Source organism: Exiguobacterium sp. MH3 (assembly GCF_000496635.1).
Classification (GTDB): domain Bacteria; phylum Bacillota; class Bacilli; order Exiguobacteriales; family Exiguobacteriaceae; genus Exiguobacterium_A; species Exiguobacterium_A indicum.
The window spans coordinates 2,101,510-2,123,457 of the sequence record NC_022794.1; the positions used below are offsets into that span (position 1 = coordinate 2,101,510).

Genomic DNA, 21,948 nt, shown 5'->3' on the forward strand with positions numbered 1-21,948 from the left:
AAGAATTGGAAATCGAATTTAAGAACTTATTGTCTGAACAAGAATATCTATCGTTATTTACCCATTATGCATCAGCTAAACAACCCATTTGGCAAGCAAATGATTATTTTGATACGCCAGATTTTGAACTTCGAAAAAAAGGTGCTGCATTACGGATTCGTGAGAAAAAACAAGGGCTCGTCCTGACTTTAAAACAACCCCATGAGGAAGGGTTGCTTGAAACGCATGTCACGTTATCATCAACTGAAGCAGAAGATCTGTTCAAATACGGTCTAATTCATTCCGAAGAGATGAACGAACAGCTAAAGTCATTTGATTTACAGGGATCTTTGGAGCATTTAGGTCGATTAGAGACAGAACGAATCGAAACCGTGCTCCCGGAAGGATTGCTTGTCCTTGATAAAAGTCGCTATCTCGGACACACCGATTATGAGGTAGAGTTTGAGGTCAGTAACTTCGAACAAGGGCAAAAGGATTTCGAGCGACTTCTTTCAGAACATGACATTCCCCAGCGCAAAACAAAAAACAAAATCGTTCGCTTCATGGAGCGTAAAGCGCTTTCTTGATTTTTCGTGTAAGAATGAACAAGCAAAACCTTTGCTCTTTCTTTTTTTTCGTTGCTAAAATAGGGTAACGATAACAACAGGAAGGGGTGAACGGATGGAACACTCACAATGTAACGGATCTTATTGTTCATTGGACGAACCATCGATTCAACAACCGACGAAACCTCTGGAAATCTATCATTTTCTAGATGTGACACAAACGGATGGTTTACGGTTGATACCCGTCCTCAAGAAGCTAGAGCTAGAATATGGTCATCTGTTCCGTCTTCGGACGATTGCAACGATTCCATGTGCTCCATCACGATCTGCATGCGATATGTCACCACTCGTCATTCTAAAAGCAATTGAGCTTCAAGGAAAGACGTTTGGTATGCGATTCATGCGACGCCTTCGAATGCTTCATAACGTCGAAGGAGAAAGTGCTTATAGTCGCCCATCATTGATGCGGCTAGCAGAGGCATTAACGGAGTATGGTTTGGATTTAGAAGAGTTTCATCGTGATGTCTCGTCGGATACGATTCAGCAAATGCTCGAGAAAGAAACCGAACTAGTCACCGATTGGGATGTTCGGATTCTTCCAACACTCGCTTTTGTCGGAGACGAAGAAGCGATCAAAGCAGAAGGACCTTATGAGTATTTGGTGTATGTCTCGATCTTAAGTGAATTGCTAGATCATACGATCGAGAAACAACCGAAGCCACCACTCGAACAATTCTTGAGACGGTATGAAACAGCAACAACGGCTGAAATCGCCTTTATTTATGATGCTCCTGAATCCCAGATTGAACACGAATTAAAAAAACTGGTCTTGCAACAAAAATGTGCTTCTCTATCGTACTGTGATGGAAAAGTATGGCGTCATTTAAAAGATTCGGCACACGCATGATAAAAACAATAAAAAGGGACAGTGAAGCATGCTTCACTGTCCCTTTTTAGTATTTACTCATAGAATAAGAAAAAGTCCTTCATGACGAGAAGGACTTTTCTTTTGACCACTGGATGGGGGAAAAAGAGAATCGACTGGGGAATGTGACCCTCTTCACAATATAAGTATATCGTGGACTTCGCCTCTTTTCCACTCTTTGTTCACTTTGTCACAAAGATGTCACTCTGCTAACAAAGCTTCAAATTCATCTAGGACACGTTCAAATTGACGCAATGCTGCTTCAACTGGCGCTTTTGTTGTCATATCGACACCCGCAGCTTTTAATACTTCGATTGGATAATCACTTGATCCCGCTTTTAAGAAATTGTTAATGTATCGCTCTACAGCAGGTTGTCCTTCTTCTAGAATCTGATCCGTCAAAGCAGCGGCAGCAGAAATGCCCGTTGCATACTGATAGACATAATAATTGTAATAGAAGTGTGGAATCCGAGCCCATTCTAGACCGATTTCTTCATCCAATACAATTTCTTCTCCGAAGTATTTTTGATTCAACGCATAATACGTTGACGTTAAGAATTCCGGTGTCAGCGATTGGCCAAGACGAGCCGCATCATGAATTGCATGTTCGAACTCGGCGAACATCGTTTGTCGGAACAATGTTCCACGGAATGTTTCGAGTTGATTGTTTAATAAATAGAGTTTTTCTTTACGATCCGTTACTTTCTTCAATAGATAGTCGTTCAACAATGCTTCATTCGTCGTTGAGGCAACTTCTGCGACGAAGATTGAATAATCACCATATGGATATGGTTGAGACTTCCGCGTGTAATAACTATGGACAGAATGTCCGAATTCATGTGCGAGTGTAAAGAGGTTGTTGATGTTGTCTTGCCAGTTCATCAAAATGAACGGCTGTGTATCATAAGCACCAGAAGAGTAGGCTCCACTCCGTTTACCACGCGTCTCTCGGACATCAACCCAACGTTCAGACAATCCTTCTTCGAGGATGTGCTTATACTCTGTTCCAAGCGGTGCAAGTCCTTCAACCATCAATTGTTTCGCTTCCTCGTAAGAGACTTTCATCTCCACCTCAGAAACGAGCGGTGTGTACATATCATACACGTGTAGTTCATCAAGTCCAAGTACTCGCTTACGTAAAGCGACGTAACGATGGAGTAATGGTAAATGCTCATGTACCGCTTCAACTAATCCATCATAGACGGACTCAGGAATCGCATTACCATGTAAAGCTGCTGCGCGTGCCGATGGGAACTTCCGGACATCCGCATAGAAGTTGTCTTTCTTAACTGACCCAGCAAGTGTCGAAGCGAGCGTATTCGTGTATTTTGCATATGTTCCATACATCGCTTTAAATGCAGCTTCACGGACCGAACGATCAGATGACTCGAGGAATGTGATAAAGCGACCATGTGTCAACTCTGTCTCTTCTCCGTCTTCCCCTTTGATTTTCGGGAATGTCAGATCTGCATTGTTCAACATGCCGAACGTCGTACCGGATTGACCGAGTACTTCTCCTGCCTTTGCAAGAATCGCTTCTTCCGCTTCCGTCAGGACGTGTTCACGCTCTTGATTCAATTCATCAAATGCATGACGATACATCGCAAGATCTGGATTCTCATTAAGATACGTCTCAATCGTTGACTCAGGTACAGCTAACAATTCTGGTGTCATGAAAGCAAGTGTTGCTCCGATTTGCGACGCGAGCGTCCGAGCACGGTCATTCATAGCTTGGTAGAAGCTGTCTGCTGTATTTTCGTCATAACGCATGTGCGCGTATGTATAAAGCTTATAAAGGCGTCTTGAGACTTCGTCGCGTAACTGTAACCCTTCATAGAGTGTTTCTGCACTCTGTCCAAGACGACCCTTATACTCGACGAGTAATGGAAGCATCGCTTTCACCGATTCGAATTCTTCTTCCCACGCTTCGTTCGTTGCGTAAATCGACTCTAGATTCCATGTTTCTGTAACGTCAACATCTTGACGTGTTAATACTTCTGCCATTTCCCTCACTCCTTTAATTCAGTTATACCTGTTTTCTTTTCGACAAACAATCGAAGTGCTCCTGCTAAAACAGCTTATTCGCCTCCTCGATCCGTTCCATCCATTCTCTGACGAGAGCATCAATCAAATCTCTTTCAATCGATAGATTCAATTGGTAAAGCAGTTGATTTATGGCATGTTCTAGATGGATTGAAGTATATCTCCCTTTTAGCTTTAAAAAGACTGCGATTTGAAATTCAAAGGGATGGACAGGGAGAAATAATAGACGTGTGATCGGAAGAAACACAAATGAGGGAAGGTTTTGTAGATGGAGACCTGCTTGATACAGTGGGGTCTTGAGAATGCGTGGAGGTAATGAAGGATAAAAAGGACGTCTCCGATAGCGATGAACGATCCCTTGCCATCGAGCGATTGAAAATTTCCGAGGAAATGATGAAGGATCTGTCGAGAGAAAATCAGATAACGAGAGCGATTGAACCGTGCAATAGACATGGTGTTTTGCAAAAGGAACTGGATGTCGAAATCTCCGGATTTGATTCTCGACGATCAGATCCAAATAATCATTTTGTAACAATGCTTGTCGCATCCAACCCTGCAATCGCAACGTGACACCATGTGAAGGATGAAATCCGATCCACCGAACCGTTTGTTCTTGTTTCGCATCAAGTAAGGCTCGTCTAATCCATTCTTCTGCCGACATCGGAGAACGTTGAATCTCAATTCCAAGTTTCTGTTCTGGTATCCACAGGTCAAAACGTCTCTCTCCAGTCACCCATTCAATTTCGACTTGGATACCTGCATTTATTAAAGAATCGGCAATGCGCTTTTTCCAGGACATATGCACACTACTTTCTCCTGAACAAGCTGAGATATGTGCAAAATGTGGTCGTCGTCCTTGCCTGACGCGCAAGGGCTTCAGGCAATACGGACAACGTAAGGACATCGCTTTTAATTCATGGATGGGAAATCTGTGAATCATGATGCGTTTACCAGAAGCATCAATGGCTTCAAACATCTGAATCGTCCCCTTTTTCTAGAGTAACGGTGAGAATAAACGTGAAATCGATTCAATCAATCGACGGCGTAATGGACGCCGATGGAACATATCAGCATCAACTTGTGTCGAATGGCTAAAATCTTCATAAAAATCACGTGTTAGTTCATGGACAGAGTTCGTTCCATATAAGAAAGCATTCACTTCGAAATTCAAATGAAAACTACGTAAATCCATGTTCGCTGTCCCAATCGTTGCGATGGCGTCGTCCACAACGATGACTTTCGAGTGCATGAATCCTTTATTGTACTCGTAAATTTTCACACCAGCTCGTAGCAAGTCATCAAAATAAGAACGGCTCGCAAAAAATACGATTTTATGGTCTGGAAAGCTCGGTAGCAAAATACGGACATCAATCCCTGCCATAGCAGCTGTCTTCAGTGCTGTCATCAGATCTTCATCCGGTATCAAATACGGAGAAGCAATATAGACTGATTCACGCGCTTCCGTGATGAGCCCGAAGTAAAGTGATTTCATTGCCTCATGTGGCTCATCAGGACCGCTCGCAATGATTTGAACACCCCCTGTTGCTTCTTCAACGTACTCAAGTGGCTCCATGTAAAACGGTGTAAACAGCCGTTCACCTGTCATGTAATACCAGTCTTGGAGAAAAATCAGTTGGAGTTCAGAGACAGCCTCTCCCCTTACGAGAAGATGGGTATCACGCCAAAAACCAAAATGTTGATCGCGACCGATATACTCATCCCCAATGTTGATTCCGCCTGTAAATGCAACCGTTCCATCGATGACGACAATTTTCCGATGATTCCGGTAGTTCGATTTACTAGAAATAAACGGTAAGACGACAGGGAAAAACGCGCGAACCTCAACGCCAGCCGCCTGCATCTTCTTGAAATAATGCTTATCCGTCGAAAAACATCCGACGGCATCATAAAGAAAACGGACCTCGATTCCTTGCTCGGCCTTTTCAATCAACGCTTCCTGTAACTGAAGCGCAAGTTGATCATCCCGTACGATATAGTACTCCAAATGAATATGATGCTGTGCTTGACGAATCTCTTCTAAAAGAATCGGAAACTTTTCCTGACCATTCGTCAAGATTCTTGTATGTGTATTATACGAAATCGGAAGACGACTGATTGAATCGATAAGTGTCACAACTTTTCCATAACGCCCTTCTTGGAACACTGATTGGTGTACCCCTGCCTTAAACTGGGTACGATATTTAATGTAAGACTCCTCATCAAGCATTGCCTTCAGTCGAAACATTCGTTTTCGGCGGTAGTTCTGACCAAATGTGAAATACACGAATACGCCAACGACAGGCAATGCCATCATGACGAGTGCCCAGACGAGCGTTCGTTCTGGGTTTCGATTTTCGAGTAGAATGATGACGAACACGCTCATGACGACCAAAATGATGACGATGGACAGCCAACCTACCATGTAGACACTCCAATAGTAGGATAAAAAGGCAATCAAGCCGATGGTCAAGATGAGGGTCATGAGAAGTTGTACACGTCGTAGCATGAATCCCCCTCCTTTTATGTAAGTAGTACAAATCGTATTTAAACTGATGACAGAAAGGAAGCGTTTAAATGGGTACGTATATCATTACTGGTGCAACAAGTGGAATTGGTGAGGCAACTGCGCTTCAACTCATCCGGGAGGGACATACTGTCCTTGCGATTGGTCGTAATGAAGATAAAGGATCCTCGCTTGAATCAAATGGAGAAGGACGTTTATATTTCTTCCCTGTCGACTTAACTGATTCCTCTGCAATCGATGCGTTCTTTGAAGAAACACAAGAAGATTTCCCAGAAATCGATGGTATTTTCAACAATGCAGGTACTTTCGGTAAACCCGTTGCACCTGAACGTGTCTCCGATCAACAAAAAGAAGTATTCCAAGTGAACTATCACGCACCCGAACGAATCATACAGCTCGCGACGAAACGCTTTTCAAAAGGTGCTTCCATCGTCAATAATAGCGCCATCGTAGGTCATGTTAAGTTTCCAGCAATGCTACTGCCTTACGCTTCGTCTAAAAGTGCTTTACTGACGCTAACAAAGACATACGCCGCCCGCTTCCATGGTAAGTACCGATTTAATGCGATTTGCCCGGGACCAGTCGATACAGCGCTCAGTCATGCGTTATATGGCGGGAAAGATAAATTTGACCTCGCAATGAAACATCACCTTCGAGGTGAGCCTGCACAACCTTCTGAAATCGCTGAGGTCGTTTGTTTCTTATTATCAAACAAAGCGAGTTACATCAACGGTCAAGCGCTCATCGTAGATGGAGGCTATACACTCACTTAATACCAGAACAAAAGGAGGTATCACGATATGTGATCCTCCTTTTCCTCGCACTTTTTCTGACCTTAGTTCGGAAAATGTTTCCGAATGAACGGAAAGACATCTGAAGCAATGATCTGTTTCCCGTATTCAGCTACAGGATGTATTGTTTGTTCGCTGAACTGGAGATACTCTGCGATTAAACTCATGACGTTTTCTTGCGCTTCTACGTTCACATCATCTTCGAAATGAACATGCAGTAAATAGAGCCCATCTTTTTGATAAAGCGCTGTTTCAAGTTCTGCGAATACAGGAGCATTCGCATATTGACTGAGCGCGATGATATGTTCGAAATCGCGAGTTTCAAATAAAACATCTTGGCTTAACTCTGTATCTTTATCTTCTGTCTCAGACATCGCTGATCGTAAAAGTGAATCGAGTTCGTCTTCATCGACTTGCTCGCCATCAACTGCATTTTTCGCGATCGTTACAGTGACTTCAAGACCTTTTTCAAATGCTTGCACTTGTATCCACAGTGGACCTTCGAAGGAGATGGACTCTTTTTCATTCGCTTCGTCCATCATCTGCCAGAATAACTGTTCTCCCCGTTCCCGGTTATACCAAATCTCATCTCGGGCAAAACCACGGCGTTCGATGTCGGTGTACGTGATGAAGAACTTGACCGTATTGTCATTGACGCGTTCGATTTTCAAACTGTCCACTCCTTTCTTCTCGTTCCTTATCTAGAATACGAACGAGGACATAACTTGGATTCATGGTTTTGAATCCGAAGGATATATTTCTATTCCTTTGTTATCTTTATTTTAACCTTTTTTATCGGTAACAAAAAGCACACTGCTCACGAAGCAGCGTGCTTTTTGAAATTACTCGTTGACAAGACGCTGCGCTTCCAAAAGTTGGAACGTACGCACCTTGCGAGGTAAGAATCGACGAATTTCATCCTCGTTGTATCCCACTTGAAGGCGTTTTTCATCAATCAAGATTGGGCGACGCAATAATCCCGGGTATTCTTGAATCAAATCGTATAGATGTTGCAACGATAAGTTTTCAACGGAAACATCGAGTTTCGAGAAGACTTTTGAACGTGTTGAGATAATCTCGTCCGTTCCATCTTCCGTCATACGAAGAATCTGTTTGATTTCATCGAGCGATAATGGTTCAGAAAAGATATTACGTTCTACGAACGGGATTTCATGTTCTTCAAGCCACGCGCGTGCTTTCCGACAAGAAGTACAACTTGGTGAAGTATAGAGTGTTACCATTGAAAAACATCCTCCCCCTGATTTAACATCATTCAACACCTATGTGAATAAGCAGATATTGATGATGGTTCTATTACTTGACAGTTTACATCTAATAAAGCAGAAAACCTAGCTTTTTTCTAAAGATGAAAGAACTTTTCGTAAAAAAGCTTGTTAAAGCCACCACGTGGCTTTAACAAGCTGGCGTGTGATCAAATGGCTGAGAAATCGTCTCTTTTGCTTTAGGAAGTTTCATTTCTTTCAGTTTTTTCTCTAAAATGTCCCGCAAAAGGCGCTTCTTCAGCTTTTTCTTCTTGTCACGTTCTTTCATATTCCGACACCCCATTCGGCCCGAAACAGAACTAACAACCATACGAAAGCGAATAAATCATCTTCTACACTAGTAAGTATACCACGTATCTCAAAAATCTATTCCTACTTTAAGCAATTAAATATGTGAGATTGTCGATTGATAAATGAAAAATAGTTGCAATTTCTTTCAAATTTCTGTAGAGTATATAGAAATATCAACGCTCAGAAAGGAGTTTTTCATTCATGGCATTAACACTCGTTACGATTCTCGATCATCCGATCGCTCAAAAATATTTATCTCGTTCTGGCTTGAATCATGCGATTTCAGTAGCGGAACGCGCACTGACACTCGCTACGAAACGTGGTTTAGATGCTGACACTGCTACGAAGGCAGCACTCTTACATGATATTGGTCATTACGAATGGTATACCGACGGCACTTGGAACTATGATTTATATCGCCAAAATGATATTCATGCCATTAAAGGAGCTGAACGTGCTCATAAACTATTGATTCGCCTTGGTGAAGAACCAGCACGCGCAAAAGAAATTGCTCTCGCTGTTCTTTTGCATACGGATTCCTATCTCCCACCAGGTGCGATCAACCGAACACCTCTTCAACAACTTGTTCATGATGCGGATACGCTGGAAGAACAGCCGGGCGGACTCCATCATTACGAAAAAATTGACTTTGAAGAAGCCATGCGTCGTCTTGATGCGATCGATTCAGTCGTCCACCGATTTGCTCATCTACCGCGTATCGCATCAGAAAATTAAAAAGGCATTTCCACGTTGATCGTGGAAATGCCTTTTATTTTAAAAAATTATACGAGTTGCGCTTGATACGCTTCAAGTTCTGCATCCGTCATCGAAACGAAGTGACCTGGCTCGATTTCACGAAGTGGTGGAATGCTCGAATCTTCATCCGATTTACCAACCGGTCCACTCGTCGGACGATCAAAGATAATCCGTTTACGTGTCCGCTCGTGCTCTGGATCCGGAAGCGGAATCGCAGATAGAAGTGACTTCGTATACGCATGAACTGGATTCTCATACAGACGATCTGCATCACACAATTCAACGAGGTGACCCTGATACATAACACCGATCCGGTCTGAGATATACTTGACCATCGATAAATCGTGGGCGATGAACAAGTATGTCAAACTGCGATCCCGTTGTAGTTTTTTCATCAAGTTGACGACTTGGGCTTGAATCGATACATCGAGTGCTGAAATCGGCTCATCCGCAATGATGAAGTCCGGCTCTACAGCAAGTGCGCGTGCGATCCCAATCCGCTGACGCTGACCACCTGAGAACTCATGCGGGTAACGACTCGCGTGTTCTTTCGTTAAACCAACAGTCTCAAGTAAATCATACACACGGTTATTACGCTCCTCTTTCGAGTTCGCTAAGCCATGGATATCGATACCTTCAGCGATGATATCACCGACTGTCATACGTGGATTTAAAGAGGCATATGGATCTTGGAAGATCATTTGCATCGCACGGTTAAACTTCAGTTTCTCTTTACGCGATTTTTTCGCGTGTACGTTTTCACCTTTGAACATGACTTCGCCGTCTGTCGCATCATACAAGCCGATGATCGAACGACCAGTTGTCGATTTACCGCAGCCTGACTCCCCTACAAGACCGAGCACTTCTCCTTCATAGATATCAAACGAGAGACCATCGACTGCTTTAACGACACGACCGCGACCAATATTAAAGTGTTGTTTTAAGTTTTTTACTTCAAGTAGTTTCTTACGGTTTTCCATTACTTCAGACCGCCTTTCAGAAGCGATTTTGAGAACACGCTGTCCGGACGGTATTTTAATGCCAAGTCACGGATTGCTGCAGGTGGTTCGACGTATGGTGCTTGTGGATGTAGCAACCACGTCGCCGCTTCGTGTGTATCTGAGATTTTGAAGAAAGGTGGTTCTTTCTCGAAATCAATCTTCATCGCGTATTTATTACGCGGTGCAAACGCATCACCTACTGGTGGGTGCATCAAGTTCGGTGGCGTTCCAGGAATTGCTGGAAGATCTTGCGAACGGTCATCCGATGGACGTGGCATCGAACCAAGTAGTCCCCATGTGTATGGATGACGTGGCTCATAGAAGATCTCATCTACCGTTCCTTTTTCAATCAATTTACCAGCATACATGACGGCTACACGGTCAGCCATGTTCGCTACGACACCTAAATCGTGTGTAATGAAGATAATCGCTGTACCCGTTTTTTGCTGGATGTCTTTCAATAACTCAAGAATCTGAGCTTGAATCGTAACATCGAGTGCAGTTGTCGGCTCATCCGCAATCAATACTTTCGGGTTACAAGCAAGTGCGATCGCGATGACAATCCGTTGACGCATCCCACCTGATAATTGGTGTGGGTATTGTTTCAGACGCGCTTCTGGGTTTGGAATCCCTACGAGTGTCAAAAGTTCGAGTGTACGTTTCTTCGCTGCGTCACCCGTTAAACCTTGGTGACGTTTTAAGCCTTCAGCGATTTGTTTATAGATTGTCATCGTCGGGTTAAGTGATGTCATTGGATCCTGGAAGATCATTGCGATATCACGACCACGGACTTTTTGCATCTCTTTATCGGAAAGCTTAACTAAGTCACGACCTTCGAATAAAATCTCGCCTTTCGTGATTTCACCCGGTGGGTTTGGAATCAAACGCATGATTGCTTTTGAAGTAACTGACTTACCAGAACCAGACTCACCAACGATTGCGAGTGTCTCGCCTTTTTTCAAATCAAACGATACACCGCGGACGGCTTGAACCGTCCCGGCATACGTATGGAAAGCGACATTCAGGTCGCGAACAGATAAAATAGTTTCCATTGTGAATGAGCTCCTCTCTAGTTTCCGTTAGCGTCGTAAACGTGGGTCGAACGCATCACGTAATCCATCTGCCAACATGTTGAAGCTGATCATGAGGAGTACGATGACCGTCGATGGAACAACGAGCAAGTAAGGGAACGTTTTGAGTTCTTTATACCCTTCGTTGATCAAAGTACCAAGTGACGGTTGTGGTGGTGCAAGTCCTAAACCGATGAAGCTTAAGAATGCTTCAAAGAAAATTGCACTTGGAATCGTGAACATGAGTGAGATGATGATCGTTCCCAAGGTATTTGGAATCAAGTGTTTGAAGATCAACCGTGTGCTAGAAGCACCAAGTGTCCGTGCTGCAAGAACGAACTCTTGGTTCTTTAGTTTCAAAATTTGACCACGAACAAGTCGGCTCATCCCGATCCAGCCGGTAATCGTCATCGCAAGGATGATCGTCGTAATCCCTGGTTCAAGAATTAAGATGAACAAGATAATTAAGATCAAGTTCGGTACACCTGTCAAAATTTCAGCAATCCGTTGCATGATGTTATCGACACGTCCACCATAATAAGCAGAGATACCACCGTATGTGACACCTACGAGAACGTCAATGACTGCTGCCATTAAACCGATGAATAAGGAAATCTTTGTGCCTTCCCAGACACGTGACCAAAGATCACGACCAAGGTGATCCGTACCAAACCAGAAGTTCTCTGTCACCTGTTTTTGTTTATAAAAATCAATCGGTGTTTCACCAAGTGTTGCCATACCATCAAAACCAGCCCACTCTAACCCTGAAACTTTAGGCGGAAGTTTAGCCTGTGTGATTGTTTGGGTATAAGGATCATTACCAGAAAGTGAAGAACCCACTAGTGACATGATCGCGATGATGATGATGACCGCTAACGATAGGATCGCCGCTTTGTTCTTACGCAAACGCATCCATGCATCTTGCCAGAAGTTTAAACTTTTACCAGCAAGGCGTTCTCCCGCCTGTTCATTGAACTCAACGTGTTGGAACAGTGACGAATCAAACTGTTCTGATTTTGCATTTGAATTTTGTTCAGCCATTATTTGTTACCCCCCAAACGAATCCGTGGATCAACGACACCGTACAGTAAATCGACGATTAAGATCATGAGAATGAAGACTGCCGAGAAGAATAACGTCGTTCCCATGATAACCGTGTAGTCATTTTGTGTGATCGATGATACGAATAACTCACCCAGTCCTGGTACCGCAAAGATTTTTTCAATAACAAGCGTACCTGTGATTAGCGCAGCTGTCATCGGTCCAAGAATCGTGATTGCCGGAATCAAAGCATTCCGAACCATGTGTTTCCAAGTAATCGCTTGACCATCTAGGCCTTTTGCTTTAGCTAACGTGACGTAATCCTGACCTGTAACTTCCAACATCTCTGTACGGACGAATCGAGCAATCGAGGCCGTGACCCCAAGTGATAACGATATGGTCGGTAAAATAGTATGCGCCGGGCTTTCCCAGAACGCGACTGGCAAAACGCCCCATTTCACGCCGACATAGTACTGAAGGAGTGAGGCGAATACGAAGGAAGGTACTGAGATCCCGATAACCGATACGAACATCGCACCATAATCAATCACTGTGTTGTGACGAAGCGCCGCGATAACACCAAGTACAAGCCCTAGTAGGACGCCAAGAATCAACGCCTGAACTCCAAGTTGAGCCGATGGTCCAATTCGTTCAGAGATCAGATCCGTTACCGGACGGCTATCATACTTAAATGAAATACCAAGATCTCCTTGGAACAAGTTGACCATGTACGCTGCGTAGCGTTGCGGAAGTGGATCATTCAAGTTGTACTTATCCCGAAGGATGTTCAACTGTTCAGGAGAAAGTTTCTCCTGGTTTTGGAACGGTGAACCTGGTAGCAGATCCATCAAGAAGAAAGTGAACGAAGCGATGAGTAAAAACGTCATTACGCCGTAGATCAGGCGTTGAGCTAAATAACGGCCCATAAGATGGCACCCCCTATAAAGATTTTCTGTTTTTTTCGAAACATCAATAAAATCAGTATGACCCACAATTGTCGGAACATTCAAGAATTTTGTCATAAAAATTTAAAAATTCTTTTTTATTGTGCTTTGATTTGATGTTCGTTTGGATGTTTTTCTAATTTCATCCAATAGTCAGAATTTTTCGTTTGATTCCATTATACTTTGCTAACAAAGTAATTAGAACTACTTTTTTACGAAACTTTCACATTTTCGTAAAAAATGAGTTTCCATTCAGAAAAAGTAGTATAAAACAGGAGCGTACCCGAACTGATCAGGGGACGCTCCCATTCTCGATTACTTAATGTCAACGTATTTGTATTGGAAATCTGCTCCGAACAATTGACGGTTGAAATCTTTGACCGTCGGACGGCTTAAATATGCAGAACCAGCTTGATAAATTGGAGCAATCGCTTGATCTTTTTCGATCAATTGTGCTTCCGCTTGTTTAAAGAGATCAAGACGTTTTGTTAAATCTGACTCTTCATTCGCTGCATTCAACAATTTATCATAGGCAGAGGATTTATACTTGACGTCGTTTTGGCTGTTTGTTGATTCAAAGATCGAGAGGTTAGACATTGGATCTTGGTAGTCTGGACCCCAAAGTGAGTAAGAGATTTGATAATCTCCTTTTGCTTCAAGATCGAGTTTATTCTTAAACGGCTGTTGCTTGATAGCAACTGTGACGTTTGGAAGATTCTTCTCGATTTGACCTTTCATATACTCTCCGATTTTTTTCGCATCTTCACTATCGAATGAGAGCAATTCAATCGTCGTCTTTTTGTTACCATTTGCTTTTTTCCAAAGATCTGCTGCTTCTTTAGCATCACGATCGAACCAGTTGATGTCGCTTGTATAGTCTTTTCCTGATGCATCTTTGACAAATTCTTTTGGAATGAAGCTTGTTGTTGGAATCGATCCGTTCGCAAGAAGCGTATCCGTGATTCCTTTTGGATCGATCGCACGAGCGATGGCTTTACGTGCATTCACGTCCTTCATCGTTGCATCTTCGTTGTTGAATTTCAAATAAGCAATCGAAGAGCGAAGAGCTGTTTTGAATTCCGGCTTCGATTTATAAGCTTCAACTTGCTCTGAAGTCAGACCTGCATAATCAATCTCATTTGAATCATAAAGATTCGCTACTGTTGACGTATCCTTAACGACACTGATCGTAACTTCATCAAGTTTGACGGCATCTTTATCCCAGTAGTTGTCGTTCTTTTTCAGAACACGTTTTGAATCCGTTTTCCACGATTCCCAAACGAAAGGACCGTTATAAAGCAATTTATCTGGTTTAAGTGAGAAGTCTTTTTCATTCTTTTTGTAGAAATCTTCGCTAATTGGCGTGTACGTACCGAAAGATGTCAATGAGAGGAAGTAAGGAGCCGGACGCTCAAGTTTTACTTCTAACGTTTTGTCATCGATTGCTTTAACACCGAGTTCGTCGACAGATTTTTTACCTTTTGTCACATCAGAGCCGTTTTTTAACGTGTCAAAGATGTAAGAATAACCAGAACCTGTTTTCGGATCAGCTGCACGCTTCCATGCAAATTCAAAGTCTTGTGCTTTGACCGGCGTACCGTCAGACCATTTCGAATCACGAAGTGTGAACGTATACGTTAAATTGTCACTTGAAATATCTGTTTTTTCTGCAAGTGCTGGAATCGCTTTTCCGTCTTTGTCTAAACGATAAAGACCTTCCATCGTGTTCCCGATCATGTTAAACGCGACAGCATCCGTAGCTTTCGCTGGGTCAACTGTCGTGATATCCGATGTATCCGTCAAACGTAAATTTTTCTTTCCGTCTGTCGAACCTGAATCACTATCTCCTCCACCTGTCGAACATCCAGCAAGCACAGCGCTTCCTGCAAGCATGACGGATAAAGCAAGACCGACTGTTTTTTTCTTCATCGGTAAGTCATCTCCTTTTCAATTTCCAAGTTGCCATAATGCCTATGACATCAATAACGTCCCGTCGAAACTGCAATGTATTCCCCAAAATCCATTGACCTAGTTTCAAAAACCTAAACGAAGTGATAAATTGATTTTATGTGAGAATAGCATTAACGTCAAGTAAATAGTCACACTATTTGCTATTTTGCATCATTCGTCTGTTACTGATTCGTAACAGGATTAAAAGTTTCGTATACTAAGAGTATCAATGCAATAAAGGGGGATTTTTCATGCAATCGACCTATTTCCGACCGGTCATCATTGCGGTCATTCTGGTGTTACTTTATACGATATGGGCGACTATCATCGATTCGACGCACGGTATTATATACCATCTATCCGGTGGGTTGTTCATTGGAGGCTTTTTGCTGATGGCAATCGGATTCTTTTCCAACATGTCGGCTAACGGCTTCTTCCGTGGCATGACAGCTGGATTTAAAAAACAACGGGAGGCGAAGCTTCGAGAGATTGATGGTGATTACTACGAAGATGATGACGAAGAGGAAGAAGTCCTCCGTAAAAAGCAAAATCGGGCTTCTGCGCGAACAAAACCTTATGTATCTAGCGGTGTCATCTTCATTATCGTATCGCTGATCATCTCTTACTTTTAATCGAAATCACCGTGACGTGTCTTCTATCGTATGGTAAACTTAAATGAATTAAACAAGAAAACACGACGACAAAGAGTAGTAACTTAGGTACATCCCTTTCAGAGAGTCCATGGTGCTGAAAATGGACAGGTGATGCCTACGTGAATGGACTTTCGAGTGGCTGACTTGAATCAAGTAGAGTCAGATGGGGTTGCCCATTACAGCAAATTGAGCGGCTATGCGAATAGCAACTTGGGTGGCAACGCGATGATTCGTCCCTTGATTTTCAAGGGACGTTTTTTATTTTGATTTTATTATTTGGAGGGATTTCACTATGAAAACGATTTTCTCAGGTATCAAACCAACAGGAACAGTGACACTCGGAAATTACTTAGGTGCCATGAAACACTTCGTTAACTTACAGGACGGGCATGATGCGTATTATTGCGTCGTTGATTTACATTCGATCACGGTCGATATCGATCGTGTCGAACTGATGAACAATACACGTGCACTCGCTGCACTTTACATCGCAAGTGGTCTGAATCCAGAAAAATCAACGATCTTCGTTCAATCGGAAGTCAAAGCGCATGCGCAACTCGGCTGGATGTTGACGTGTCTCTCCGGGATGGGTGAGCTCGAGCGTATGACACAGTATAAAGATAAATCTCAAGGAAAAGACCGGATTGGTGCAGGTCTGTTTGTTTATCCAACACTCATGGCAGCCGATATCCTACTCTATGATGCGGAACTCGTTCCGGTCGGGGATGATCAAAAACAACACATTGAGTTAACGCGCGACCTAGCTCAGCGTTTCAATAGTCGTTACTATGAGACGTTCACATTACCAGAACCAATCATCGCTGAGTCAGGAGCTCGGATCATGAGCCTGACGACGCCAGACAAAAAGATGTCAAAATCTGATCAGAATCCAAAAGGCTTCATCTCGATGCTTGACGCACCAGACGTCATTCGTAAAAAAGTGAAATCTGCCGTCACGGACTCGGAAGGTATCGTCAAATTCGATCGAGAAAACAAACCAGGTGTGTCGAATTTGCTTGAGATCTACTCCCTACTCGCTGGCATCTCGATTCCAGATCTCGAAACTAAATATGAAGGTTCGAACTACGGAACATTTAAAGAAGATGTCGCCGAAGCGATCATTTCGGAACTTGAACCGATTCAACAACGCTACTATGAATTGATTGATTCGGAAGAACTCGATCAGATTCTTGATGCTGGGCGTGACCGTGCTGAAGCCGTTGCCGCTAAAAAACTCGCGAAAATCGAGAAGGCAATGGGCTTACAGCGGAAGCGTGCCAAAGTAAAAAAATAAGTTTTTCTCCAAAAGAGATCGGAATGCTCCGGTCTTTTTTGATATTTCCAAACAAAAAAACTACTTCCGGATGAAATCGGAAGTAGTTTTTATTTTGCTTATTTTCCTTCGATCGAAGCCCATTTGTAAGAGAAGTCTGCGCCGAAGTTATGCTCGACGACTCCTTTGACGTATGGTTTAACGAGGAATGCACGTCCACGCTGATAAACAGGTGAGATCGCTGCAGAATCAAGAAGGATTTTCTCAGCTTCTTGCAATTCAGACCAACGTTTTGCTGCATCTGTTTGTGTTTGTGCGTCTTTGATGAGTTTATCGTACTCTTCATTTGACCATTTACCACGGTTGTATGGTCCGCCAGTGACGAAGAGATCGAGGAACGTCATTGGATCTTGATAGTCAGGACCCCAGCCCGCTACTGAGAACTCGAAATCGCCTTTGTTCTCAAGATCAAGTTTGTTTTTGAACGGTTGTTGCTTGATCGTAACCTTCATACCTGGAAGGTTTTTCTCAAGCTCGCCTTTCAAGAACTCACCAATTTTCTTCGAATCATCGCTATCATAGTTCAAGAGTTCAAGATCAACCGATTTTTGACCGATTTCTTTTAAGCCCTCTTCCCAGAGTTTTTTCGCTTCGTCTGCATTGTATTCGTTGAATGTTGGATACTTGTCACGGAAGTCTTTTCCGTCAGCGTCTTTCGCGAAATCTTTTGGTACAAGATAGTTTGCTGGAAGTGATCCGTTTGCAAGGATAACATCCGTGATTCCTTTTTTGTTGTAACCCATATCGATGGCGCGACGGATTTTTTCGTTATCAAGTGCTTTTACCTTTGTGTTGAGGTAAAGGTAGAAGATTGTTGATTCACCTTTTGTTTTAAACTCTTTATTGTCTTTGTACTGAGCAACAAACTCAGAAGTTAGACCTGTACGATCGATGTCACCTTTTTCGTAAAGGTTAACACCTGTCGCTGTCTCTTTAACGACCTTAACGTTGATCGTTTTAAGTTTGACCGCATCTTTATCCCAGTAGTTATCGTTTTTAACCATTTTCCAGCCTTGCTCACGTGTCCACTCTGTTAATTTGAATGGTCCGTTATAGAGCGACTTATCTGCAGTCGAACCGAAGTCTTTACCGATTTTCTTCGAAAGTTCTTCTGATTTCGGCATGAATGGTCCGAATCCAGTGAGACCGAGGAAGTAATCTGCAGGTGCTTTTAACTTAACTTCGAGCGTTTTGTCATCGACTGCTTTAACACCGACAGCATCACGATCGCCTTTTTTCGTGTTGTACTCTTCTGCACCTTCGATATTGTAGAAGACATATGCATACTGTGAAGCGTTCTCAGGATTTAGAACTTCTTTCCATGCATATTCGAAATCTTTTGCAGTAAGTGGTGTACCATCAGACCATTTCGCATCACGTAATTTGAACGTGTACGTCAACTTGTCGTCCGATACTTTGTGGCTTTCAGCAATACCTGGTGTTGGTTGCTGCTTGTCATCAAGACGGTACAGACCTTCCATTGTGTTATTCAACACGTTGAATGAGACTGAGTCCGTCGAAGTCGTCGGGTTCAGTGTAGGAATATCAGCTGATTCAATCAAGTTAAGCGTTTGTTCACTTGATTTTTTGCTTGAACCTGTGTCGCCCGATTTGTCGCCTGAATCCGTTGTCGAACAAGCTGCGAGGAACGCACTTGATACGAGAGCTACAGATGTAGCTAGAGCAAAGCTTTTCTTCTTCATGTTACGATGACCCCCCTAAAATTCTAAAAGCATGATACTGTCAGGTTTTTGACCGAAAAAAAAAGAATTACTATATTCGAATCAAACCCTTCGTTACAAATAGTTTACAATGTTCTGATAATTTTGCAAACCTTTTATCCGATTTTTCTAAATATTTTTTCAAAAAAGACTGGGACCACACGCAAAAATAGTCCCAGTTAAATAATTATTTTAGAATTTTCATCGATCGAAGTAGGTATTCTGGTCCATAGATGGGGACTTCAATTCCTTGAATCGTATCAGAAACATATAATTTTTCAGTCGTCTGATACAAAGGAACGATGACAGCATCTTGTTTAATTAAACGTTTTTCCGCTTGATGATACAGTGCTTGTTTTTTCTTTACATCTTGTGTCTGTCGTGCTTTTTCAATCGTCTGATCATACGTATCGGATTGATAGTTTACGGAATTTAACGGATTATCCGAAACGAACTGATTCAAATACGCAAGTGGACCTGGATAATCTGGCATCCAACCTGTAAGTGTCATCGCATATTGTGCTGATTGTTCTTTATTTATTTTCTCTTCAATCGCAACGGGTTTAAGGACGATATCAATATCAGGCAACTGTTTCTCAAGATACGTCTCGAGCTGTTTCCCGATCCGTTTTGCCTGTGGATCATCAAAATTAAGCATCTCGATTCGTTGTTTCTTCTGTTGTTTACCATTTTCTTTTTTTACTTGTACCGGTTCTGTCATTAATACATTCGTATCTGTGACAACGAATCGATTCGTCGGAATGCCTGCATATCCTAAAGGAAGTTGAACGGACTCTTTTTCTATCAAGGCGTAAGCAATTCGTTGTCGGAGTGTTTTTTCGCGGAAGGCTTCATTTTTTTGATTAAATGCGATATAAAAGACACCGCTTCGCTTTTTTTGATAGGTTGGTCGAGAGACTTGATCTTCTTGTGTCTCGACACTCTCTTGTAACGGAAGAATCGCTGCTTTACTGTTCTCATACGTACTCCATTGCGTCTGATGATCAAAGATGATGCGACTTTTCACTTTCTCGACCGTGACAACATTTTGTTGATGATACTGGTTGTTTTTCTTAAGCGTATATCCGTTTTTCGACATCTGTTCTAGTGTAAACGCACCATTACCCGTGAGCTCCTGCCACTTCTTAGATTCCGGTTGGGGATAAAAGACGGACATCGCGAGTAATTCTTTTAGATTCGAAACCGGCTGATTCAGCGTGATGACAAGTTGATCGCGTCCTTTCGCCTTTACACCTAAACGCTCTGGCTTCATTTTTCCGTCGTTGACGGCACGTCCATTTTCAAACACTTCAAATAAAAAACCATAAGGAGAATTCGTTTTATTAGCTGCTACACGTCGGAAACTATCGACAAAGTCTTGTGCCGTGATCGACTGACCCTGCGCATTTTTCGTTTGTTTGAGTTGAATCGTATACGTCAGACGATCCTTTGAGACTGACATATCCTGTGCTAATCCTCTACGGACGGATGTCCCAGAAGTAAAGACATATAATCCTTCATACAGTTGTGCTAACAGTGTCTGAGAACGGCTATCCGTCGCTAACGCAATATCGGATGTTTTCGGGAGTGATGATTCAATTAATTCAACCTTCACTGCTTGGGTCTCCTGATCTGTTTTCGTCTTTTGAGATGATAGACGATATATGAGCGTACCACTGAGACCAATCAATAAAAATAGGATCAGTATCAGGATTGATGTTTTTCTTGTGATGTTAGTCATAAACGACTCCTTTCTGCGTCAAACACGCATTTCTCTATTGAATCAGAAAATCAGCAAAAAAGCGACCCCCTCGTTTTTCCAAGGGAATCGCTTAAGCTTAAGCTTCGTAACGTTTGAAGACGAGTGATGCGTTGTGTCCACCGAACCCGAGCGAGTTGCTCAGGGCGTAATTCAATTCGACGCTCCGTGCACCTTCCGTCACGTAATCAAGATCACAACCTTCACTCGGCTGTTTGAGATGAATCGTTGGGTGAACGGTTTGTTCTTGTAGCGATTTAATCGTCGCAATCGCCTCGACCCCACCTGCGCCACCAAGCAAGTGACCAATCATCGATTTCGTCGAATTGACGACGAGTTGTTTTGCCTGTTCACCGAAGACACTGTGGATCGCTTTCGTTTCAAGAATGTCGTTCATCGGTGTACTCGTTCCGTGTGCATTGATATATCCGACTGCTCCTGGTGCGATACCTGCATCTTGGATTGCCATTGCCATCGCACGTGCTCCACCGTCTCCATCTGGATCTGGAGCTGTGATGTGGTAGGCGTCAGCTGTTAATCCATACCCACTGACTTCGGCATAGATTTTTGCGCCACGTGCTACCGCATGCTCGTACTCTTCAAGAATCAAGATGCCTGCTCCTTCTCCCATGACGAATCCATCACGTCCTTCGTCAAACGGACGGCTTGCTGTCTCAGGATCGTGATTCGTTGACATCGCTTTGTTGGAACAAAAACCAGCAAACGCTAAGTTCGTGATTGGTGCTTCCGCTCCACCAGCGATCATGACATCTGCATCGCCCCGTTCGATGACACGAAGTGCTTCCCCGATCGCATTCGTTCCTGAAGCACATGCTGTGACAGAACAGTTATTCGGCCCCTTGGCTCCGGTATAGATCGATACCTGACCGCTTGCCATGTTCGGAATCATCATCGGAATGAAGAACGGGCTGACACGACGGTGTCCGCGCTCGAAGTAAATTTTTGCTTGTTTCTCGATTGTCTCCACGCCACCAATCCCTGATCCAATCCAGACACCTGCACGTTCAGCAATCGACTTGATATCAATTCCAGCATCTTTTACAGCTTCCATGCTTGCGACAAGTGAGTAATGAACGAAGCGGTCCATCTTGCGTGCTTCTTTCGCCTCGATGAATTCTGTCACGTCGAAGTTCTGCAATTCGCCAGTGACCTTTGTTGGATATTCATCGATATCGAGACGCTCCATCGGTCGAATCCCGTTCGTTCCTTCTTTTAATGCTTCCCAGAATGTATTAGCATCGTTCCCGATTGGTGTCAGTGCTCCGATTCCTGTGACTACAACGCGTTTTCTCATCAT

At 43.1% G+C, this 21,948-nt stretch carries 20 protein-coding genes and 1 other annotated feature; of the genes, 6 read left to right on the plus strand and 14 right to left on the minus strand.

What is annotated here, in order from left to right; genetic code table 11:
* Positions 1–5: 5 nt before the first annotated feature.
* Positions 6–566 carry a CYTH domain-containing protein gene (locus U719_RS11210; protein WP_051353632.1) on the plus strand — a complete coding sequence of 187 codons (561 nt, stop codon included), beginning with the start codon at positions 6–8 and terminating at the stop codon, positions 564–566.
* Between the two features lie 94 nt (positions 567–660).
* Positions 661–1,452, plus strand: a complete 792-nt coding sequence (locus tag U719_RS11215; RefSeq protein WP_023468885.1) for a DsbA family protein — start codon at positions 661–663, stop codon at positions 1,450–1,452.
* A gap of 219 nt (positions 1,453–1,671) precedes the next feature.
* On the opposite strand, the gene pepF is transcribed toward U719_RS11215, so the two are convergent.
* From pepF to cls, 3 genes are all read right to left on the minus strand, one after another.
* Entirely contained in the window at positions 1,672–3,474 is a 1,803-nt protein-coding gene (gene pepF, locus U719_RS11220; protein WP_023468886.1) for an oligoendopeptidase F, read from the minus strand.
* Between the two features lie 64 nt (positions 3,475–3,538).
* The gene (locus U719_RS11225) at positions 3,539–4,489 is read right to left on the minus strand and encodes a competence protein CoiA family protein (RefSeq protein WP_081706932.1); all 951 of its coding nucleotides are present in this window, start codon (positions 4,487–4,489) and stop codon (positions 3,539–3,541) included.
* An 18-nt stretch (positions 4,490–4,507) separates the two neighbouring features.
* Positions 4,508–6,019, minus strand: coding sequence for a cardiolipin synthase (gene cls, locus U719_RS11230; RefSeq protein ID WP_023468887.1), 1,512 nt, complete (start codon positions 6,017–6,019; stop codon positions 4,508–4,510).
* A gap of 68 nt (positions 6,020–6,087) precedes the next feature.
* Between cls and U719_RS11235 the strand changes: the two genes are divergently transcribed.
* Positions 6,088–6,810 carry an SDR family NAD(P)-dependent oxidoreductase gene (locus U719_RS11235; protein WP_023468888.1) on the plus strand — a complete coding sequence of 241 codons (723 nt, stop codon included), beginning with the start codon at positions 6,088–6,090 and terminating at the stop codon, positions 6,808–6,810.
* 62 nt (positions 6,811–6,872) lie between these two features.
* On the opposite strand, the gene mecA is transcribed toward U719_RS11235, so the two are convergent.
* The 3 genes from mecA to U719_RS16945 all read right to left on the minus strand — a co-directional run bounded on the left by mecA (position 6,873) and on the right by U719_RS16945 (position 8,379).
* Positions 6,873–7,499, minus strand: coding sequence for an adaptor protein MecA (mecA, locus tag U719_RS11240; RefSeq protein WP_023468889.1), 627 nt, complete (start codon positions 7,497–7,499; stop codon positions 6,873–6,875).
* 171 nt (positions 7,500–7,670) lie between these two features.
* Positions 7,671–8,069 (minus strand): transcriptional regulator SpxA, encoded by a 399-nt coding sequence (spxA, locus tag U719_RS11245; RefSeq protein ID WP_012370920.1) that lies wholly within the window; start codon positions 8,067–8,069, stop codon positions 7,671–7,673.
* Positions 8,070–8,241: 172 nt separating this feature from the next.
* Positions 8,242–8,379: a hypothetical protein gene (locus U719_RS16945; RefSeq protein ID WP_023468890.1), complete on the minus strand. Its 138-nt coding sequence runs from the start codon at positions 8,377–8,379 to the stop codon at positions 8,242–8,244.
* A 224-nt stretch (positions 8,380–8,603) separates the two neighbouring features.
* On the opposite strand from U719_RS16945, the gene U719_RS11250 reads away from it, so the two are divergent.
* Entirely contained in the window at positions 8,604–9,137 is a 534-nt protein-coding gene (locus tag U719_RS11250; RefSeq protein WP_023468891.1) for an HD domain-containing protein, read from the plus strand.
* A gap of 47 nt (positions 9,138–9,184) precedes the next feature.
* Here the strand turns inward: U719_RS11250 and U719_RS11255 are convergent, their stop codons facing one another.
* From U719_RS11255 to U719_RS11275, 5 genes are all read right to left on the minus strand, one after another.
* On the minus strand, positions 9,185–10,138 hold the full coding sequence (locus U719_RS11255) for an ABC transporter ATP-binding protein (RefSeq protein WP_023468892.1): 954 nt from the start codon (positions 10,136–10,138) through the stop codon (positions 9,185–9,187).
* Positions 10,138–11,211 carry an ABC transporter ATP-binding protein gene (locus U719_RS11260; protein ID WP_023468893.1) on the minus strand — a complete coding sequence of 358 codons (1,074 nt, stop codon included), beginning with the start codon at positions 11,209–11,211 and terminating at the stop codon, positions 10,138–10,140. The genes U719_RS11255 and U719_RS11260 overlap by 1 nt, the downstream gene beginning before the upstream one ends.
* Before the next feature lie 27 nt (positions 11,212–11,238).
* Positions 11,239–12,270: an oligopeptide ABC transporter permease gene (opp3C, locus tag U719_RS11265; protein WP_023468894.1), complete on the minus strand. Its 1,032-nt coding sequence runs from the start codon at positions 12,268–12,270 to the stop codon at positions 11,239–11,241.
* Positions 12,270–13,196 carry an oligopeptide ABC transporter permease gene (gene opp3b / locus U719_RS11270; protein ID WP_023468895.1) on the minus strand — a complete coding sequence of 309 codons (927 nt, stop codon included), beginning with the start codon at positions 13,194–13,196 and terminating at the stop codon, positions 12,270–12,272. The genes opp3C and opp3b overlap by 1 nt, the downstream gene beginning before the upstream one ends.
* A 333-nt stretch (positions 13,197–13,529) precedes the next feature.
* Positions 13,530–15,143 carry a peptide ABC transporter substrate-binding protein gene (locus U719_RS11275; protein WP_023468896.1) on the minus strand — a complete coding sequence of 538 codons (1,614 nt, stop codon included), beginning with the start codon at positions 15,141–15,143 and terminating at the stop codon, positions 13,530–13,532.
* Positions 15,144–15,415: 272 nt separating this feature from the next.
* On the opposite strand from U719_RS11275, the gene U719_RS11280 reads away from it, so the two are divergent.
* On the plus strand, positions 15,416–15,796 hold the full coding sequence (locus U719_RS11280; protein WP_023468897.1) for a DUF3899 domain-containing protein: 381 nt from the start codon (positions 15,416–15,418) through the stop codon (positions 15,794–15,796).
* Positions 15,797–15,852: 56 nt separating this feature from the next.
* Positions 15,853–16,058, plus strand: a binding site (T-box leader).
* A gap of 51 nt (positions 16,059–16,109) precedes the next feature.
* A complete protein-coding gene (gene trpS, locus U719_RS11285) occupies positions 16,110–17,111 on the plus strand; it encodes a tryptophan--tRNA ligase (protein WP_023468898.1) in 1,002 nt (333 codons plus the stop codon).
* Positions 17,112–17,209: 98 nt separating this feature from the next.
* Here the strand turns inward: trpS and U719_RS11290 are convergent, their stop codons facing one another.
* The 3 genes from U719_RS11290 to fabF form a co-directional block, all read right to left on the minus strand.
* Positions 17,210–18,853 carry a peptide ABC transporter substrate-binding protein gene (locus U719_RS11290; protein ID WP_023468899.1) on the minus strand — a complete coding sequence of 548 codons (1,644 nt, stop codon included), beginning with the start codon at positions 18,851–18,853 and terminating at the stop codon, positions 17,210–17,212.
* Positions 18,854–19,058: 205 nt separating this feature from the next.
* Entirely contained in the window at positions 19,059–20,486 is a 1,428-nt protein-coding gene (locus tag U719_RS11295) for a peptide ABC transporter substrate-binding protein (protein WP_158408701.1), read from the minus strand.
* Between the two features lie 223 nt (positions 20,487–20,709).
* On the minus strand, positions 20,710–21,948 hold the full coding sequence (gene fabF, locus U719_RS11300) for a beta-ketoacyl-ACP synthase II (RefSeq protein WP_023468901.1): 1,239 nt from the start codon (positions 21,946–21,948) through the stop codon (positions 20,710–20,712).

Excerpts from the sequence above, each read along its gene's own strand:
- U719_RS11215 (WP_023468885.1), top strand. The coding sequence starts at position 661 with ATGGAACACTCACAATGTAACGGATCTTATTGTTCATTGGACGAACCA.
- pepF (WP_023468886.1), bottom strand. The coding sequence starts at position 3,474 with ATGGCAGAAGTATTAACACGTCAAGATGTTGACGTTACAGAAACATGG.
- U719_RS11225 (WP_081706932.1), bottom strand. The coding sequence starts at position 4,489 with ATGTTTGAAGCCATTGATGCTTCTGGTAAACGCATCATGATTCACAGA.
- cls (WP_023468887.1), bottom strand. The coding sequence starts at position 6,019 with ATGCTACGACGTGTACAACTTCTCATGACCCTCATCTTGACCATCGGC.
- U719_RS11235 (WP_023468888.1), top strand. The coding sequence starts at position 6,088 with ATGGGTACGTATATCATTACTGGTGCAACAAGTGGAATTGGTGAGGCA.
- spxA (WP_012370920.1), bottom strand. The coding sequence starts at position 8,069 with ATGGTAACACTCTATACTTCACCAAGTTGTACTTCTTGTCGGAAAGCA.
- U719_RS16945 (WP_023468890.1), bottom strand. The coding sequence starts at position 8,379 with ATGAAAGAACGTGACAAGAAGAAAAAGCTGAAGAAGCGCCTTTTGCGG.
- U719_RS11250 (WP_023468891.1), top strand. The coding sequence starts at position 8,604 with ATGGCATTAACACTCGTTACGATTCTCGATCATCCGATCGCTCAAAAA.
- U719_RS11255 (WP_023468892.1), bottom strand. The coding sequence starts at position 10,138 with ATGGAAAACCGTAAGAAACTACTTGAAGTAAAAAACTTAAAACAACAC.
- U719_RS11260 (WP_023468893.1), bottom strand. The coding sequence starts at position 11,211 with ATGGAAACTATTTTATCTGTTCGCGACCTGAATGTCGCTTTCCATACG.
- opp3C (WP_023468894.1), bottom strand. The coding sequence starts at position 12,270 with ATGGCTGAACAAAATTCAAATGCAAAATCAGAACAGTTTGATTCGTCA.
- opp3b (WP_023468895.1), bottom strand. The coding sequence starts at position 13,196 with ATGGGCCGTTATTTAGCTCAACGCCTGATCTACGGCGTAATGACGTTT.
- U719_RS11275 (WP_023468896.1), bottom strand. The coding sequence starts at position 15,143 with ATGAAGAAAAAAACAGTCGGTCTTGCTTTATCCGTCATGCTTGCAGGA.
- U719_RS11280 (WP_023468897.1), top strand. The coding sequence starts at position 15,416 with ATGCAATCGACCTATTTCCGACCGGTCATCATTGCGGTCATTCTGGTG.
- trpS (WP_023468898.1), top strand. The coding sequence starts at position 16,110 with ATGAAAACGATTTTCTCAGGTATCAAACCAACAGGAACAGTGACACTC.
- U719_RS11290 (WP_023468899.1), bottom strand. The coding sequence starts at position 18,853 with ATGAAGAAGAAAAGCTTTGCTCTAGCTACATCTGTAGCTCTCGTATCA.
- fabF (WP_023468901.1), bottom strand. The coding sequence starts at position 21,948 with ATGATGAGAAAACGCGTTGTAGTCACAGGAATCGGAGCACTGACACCA.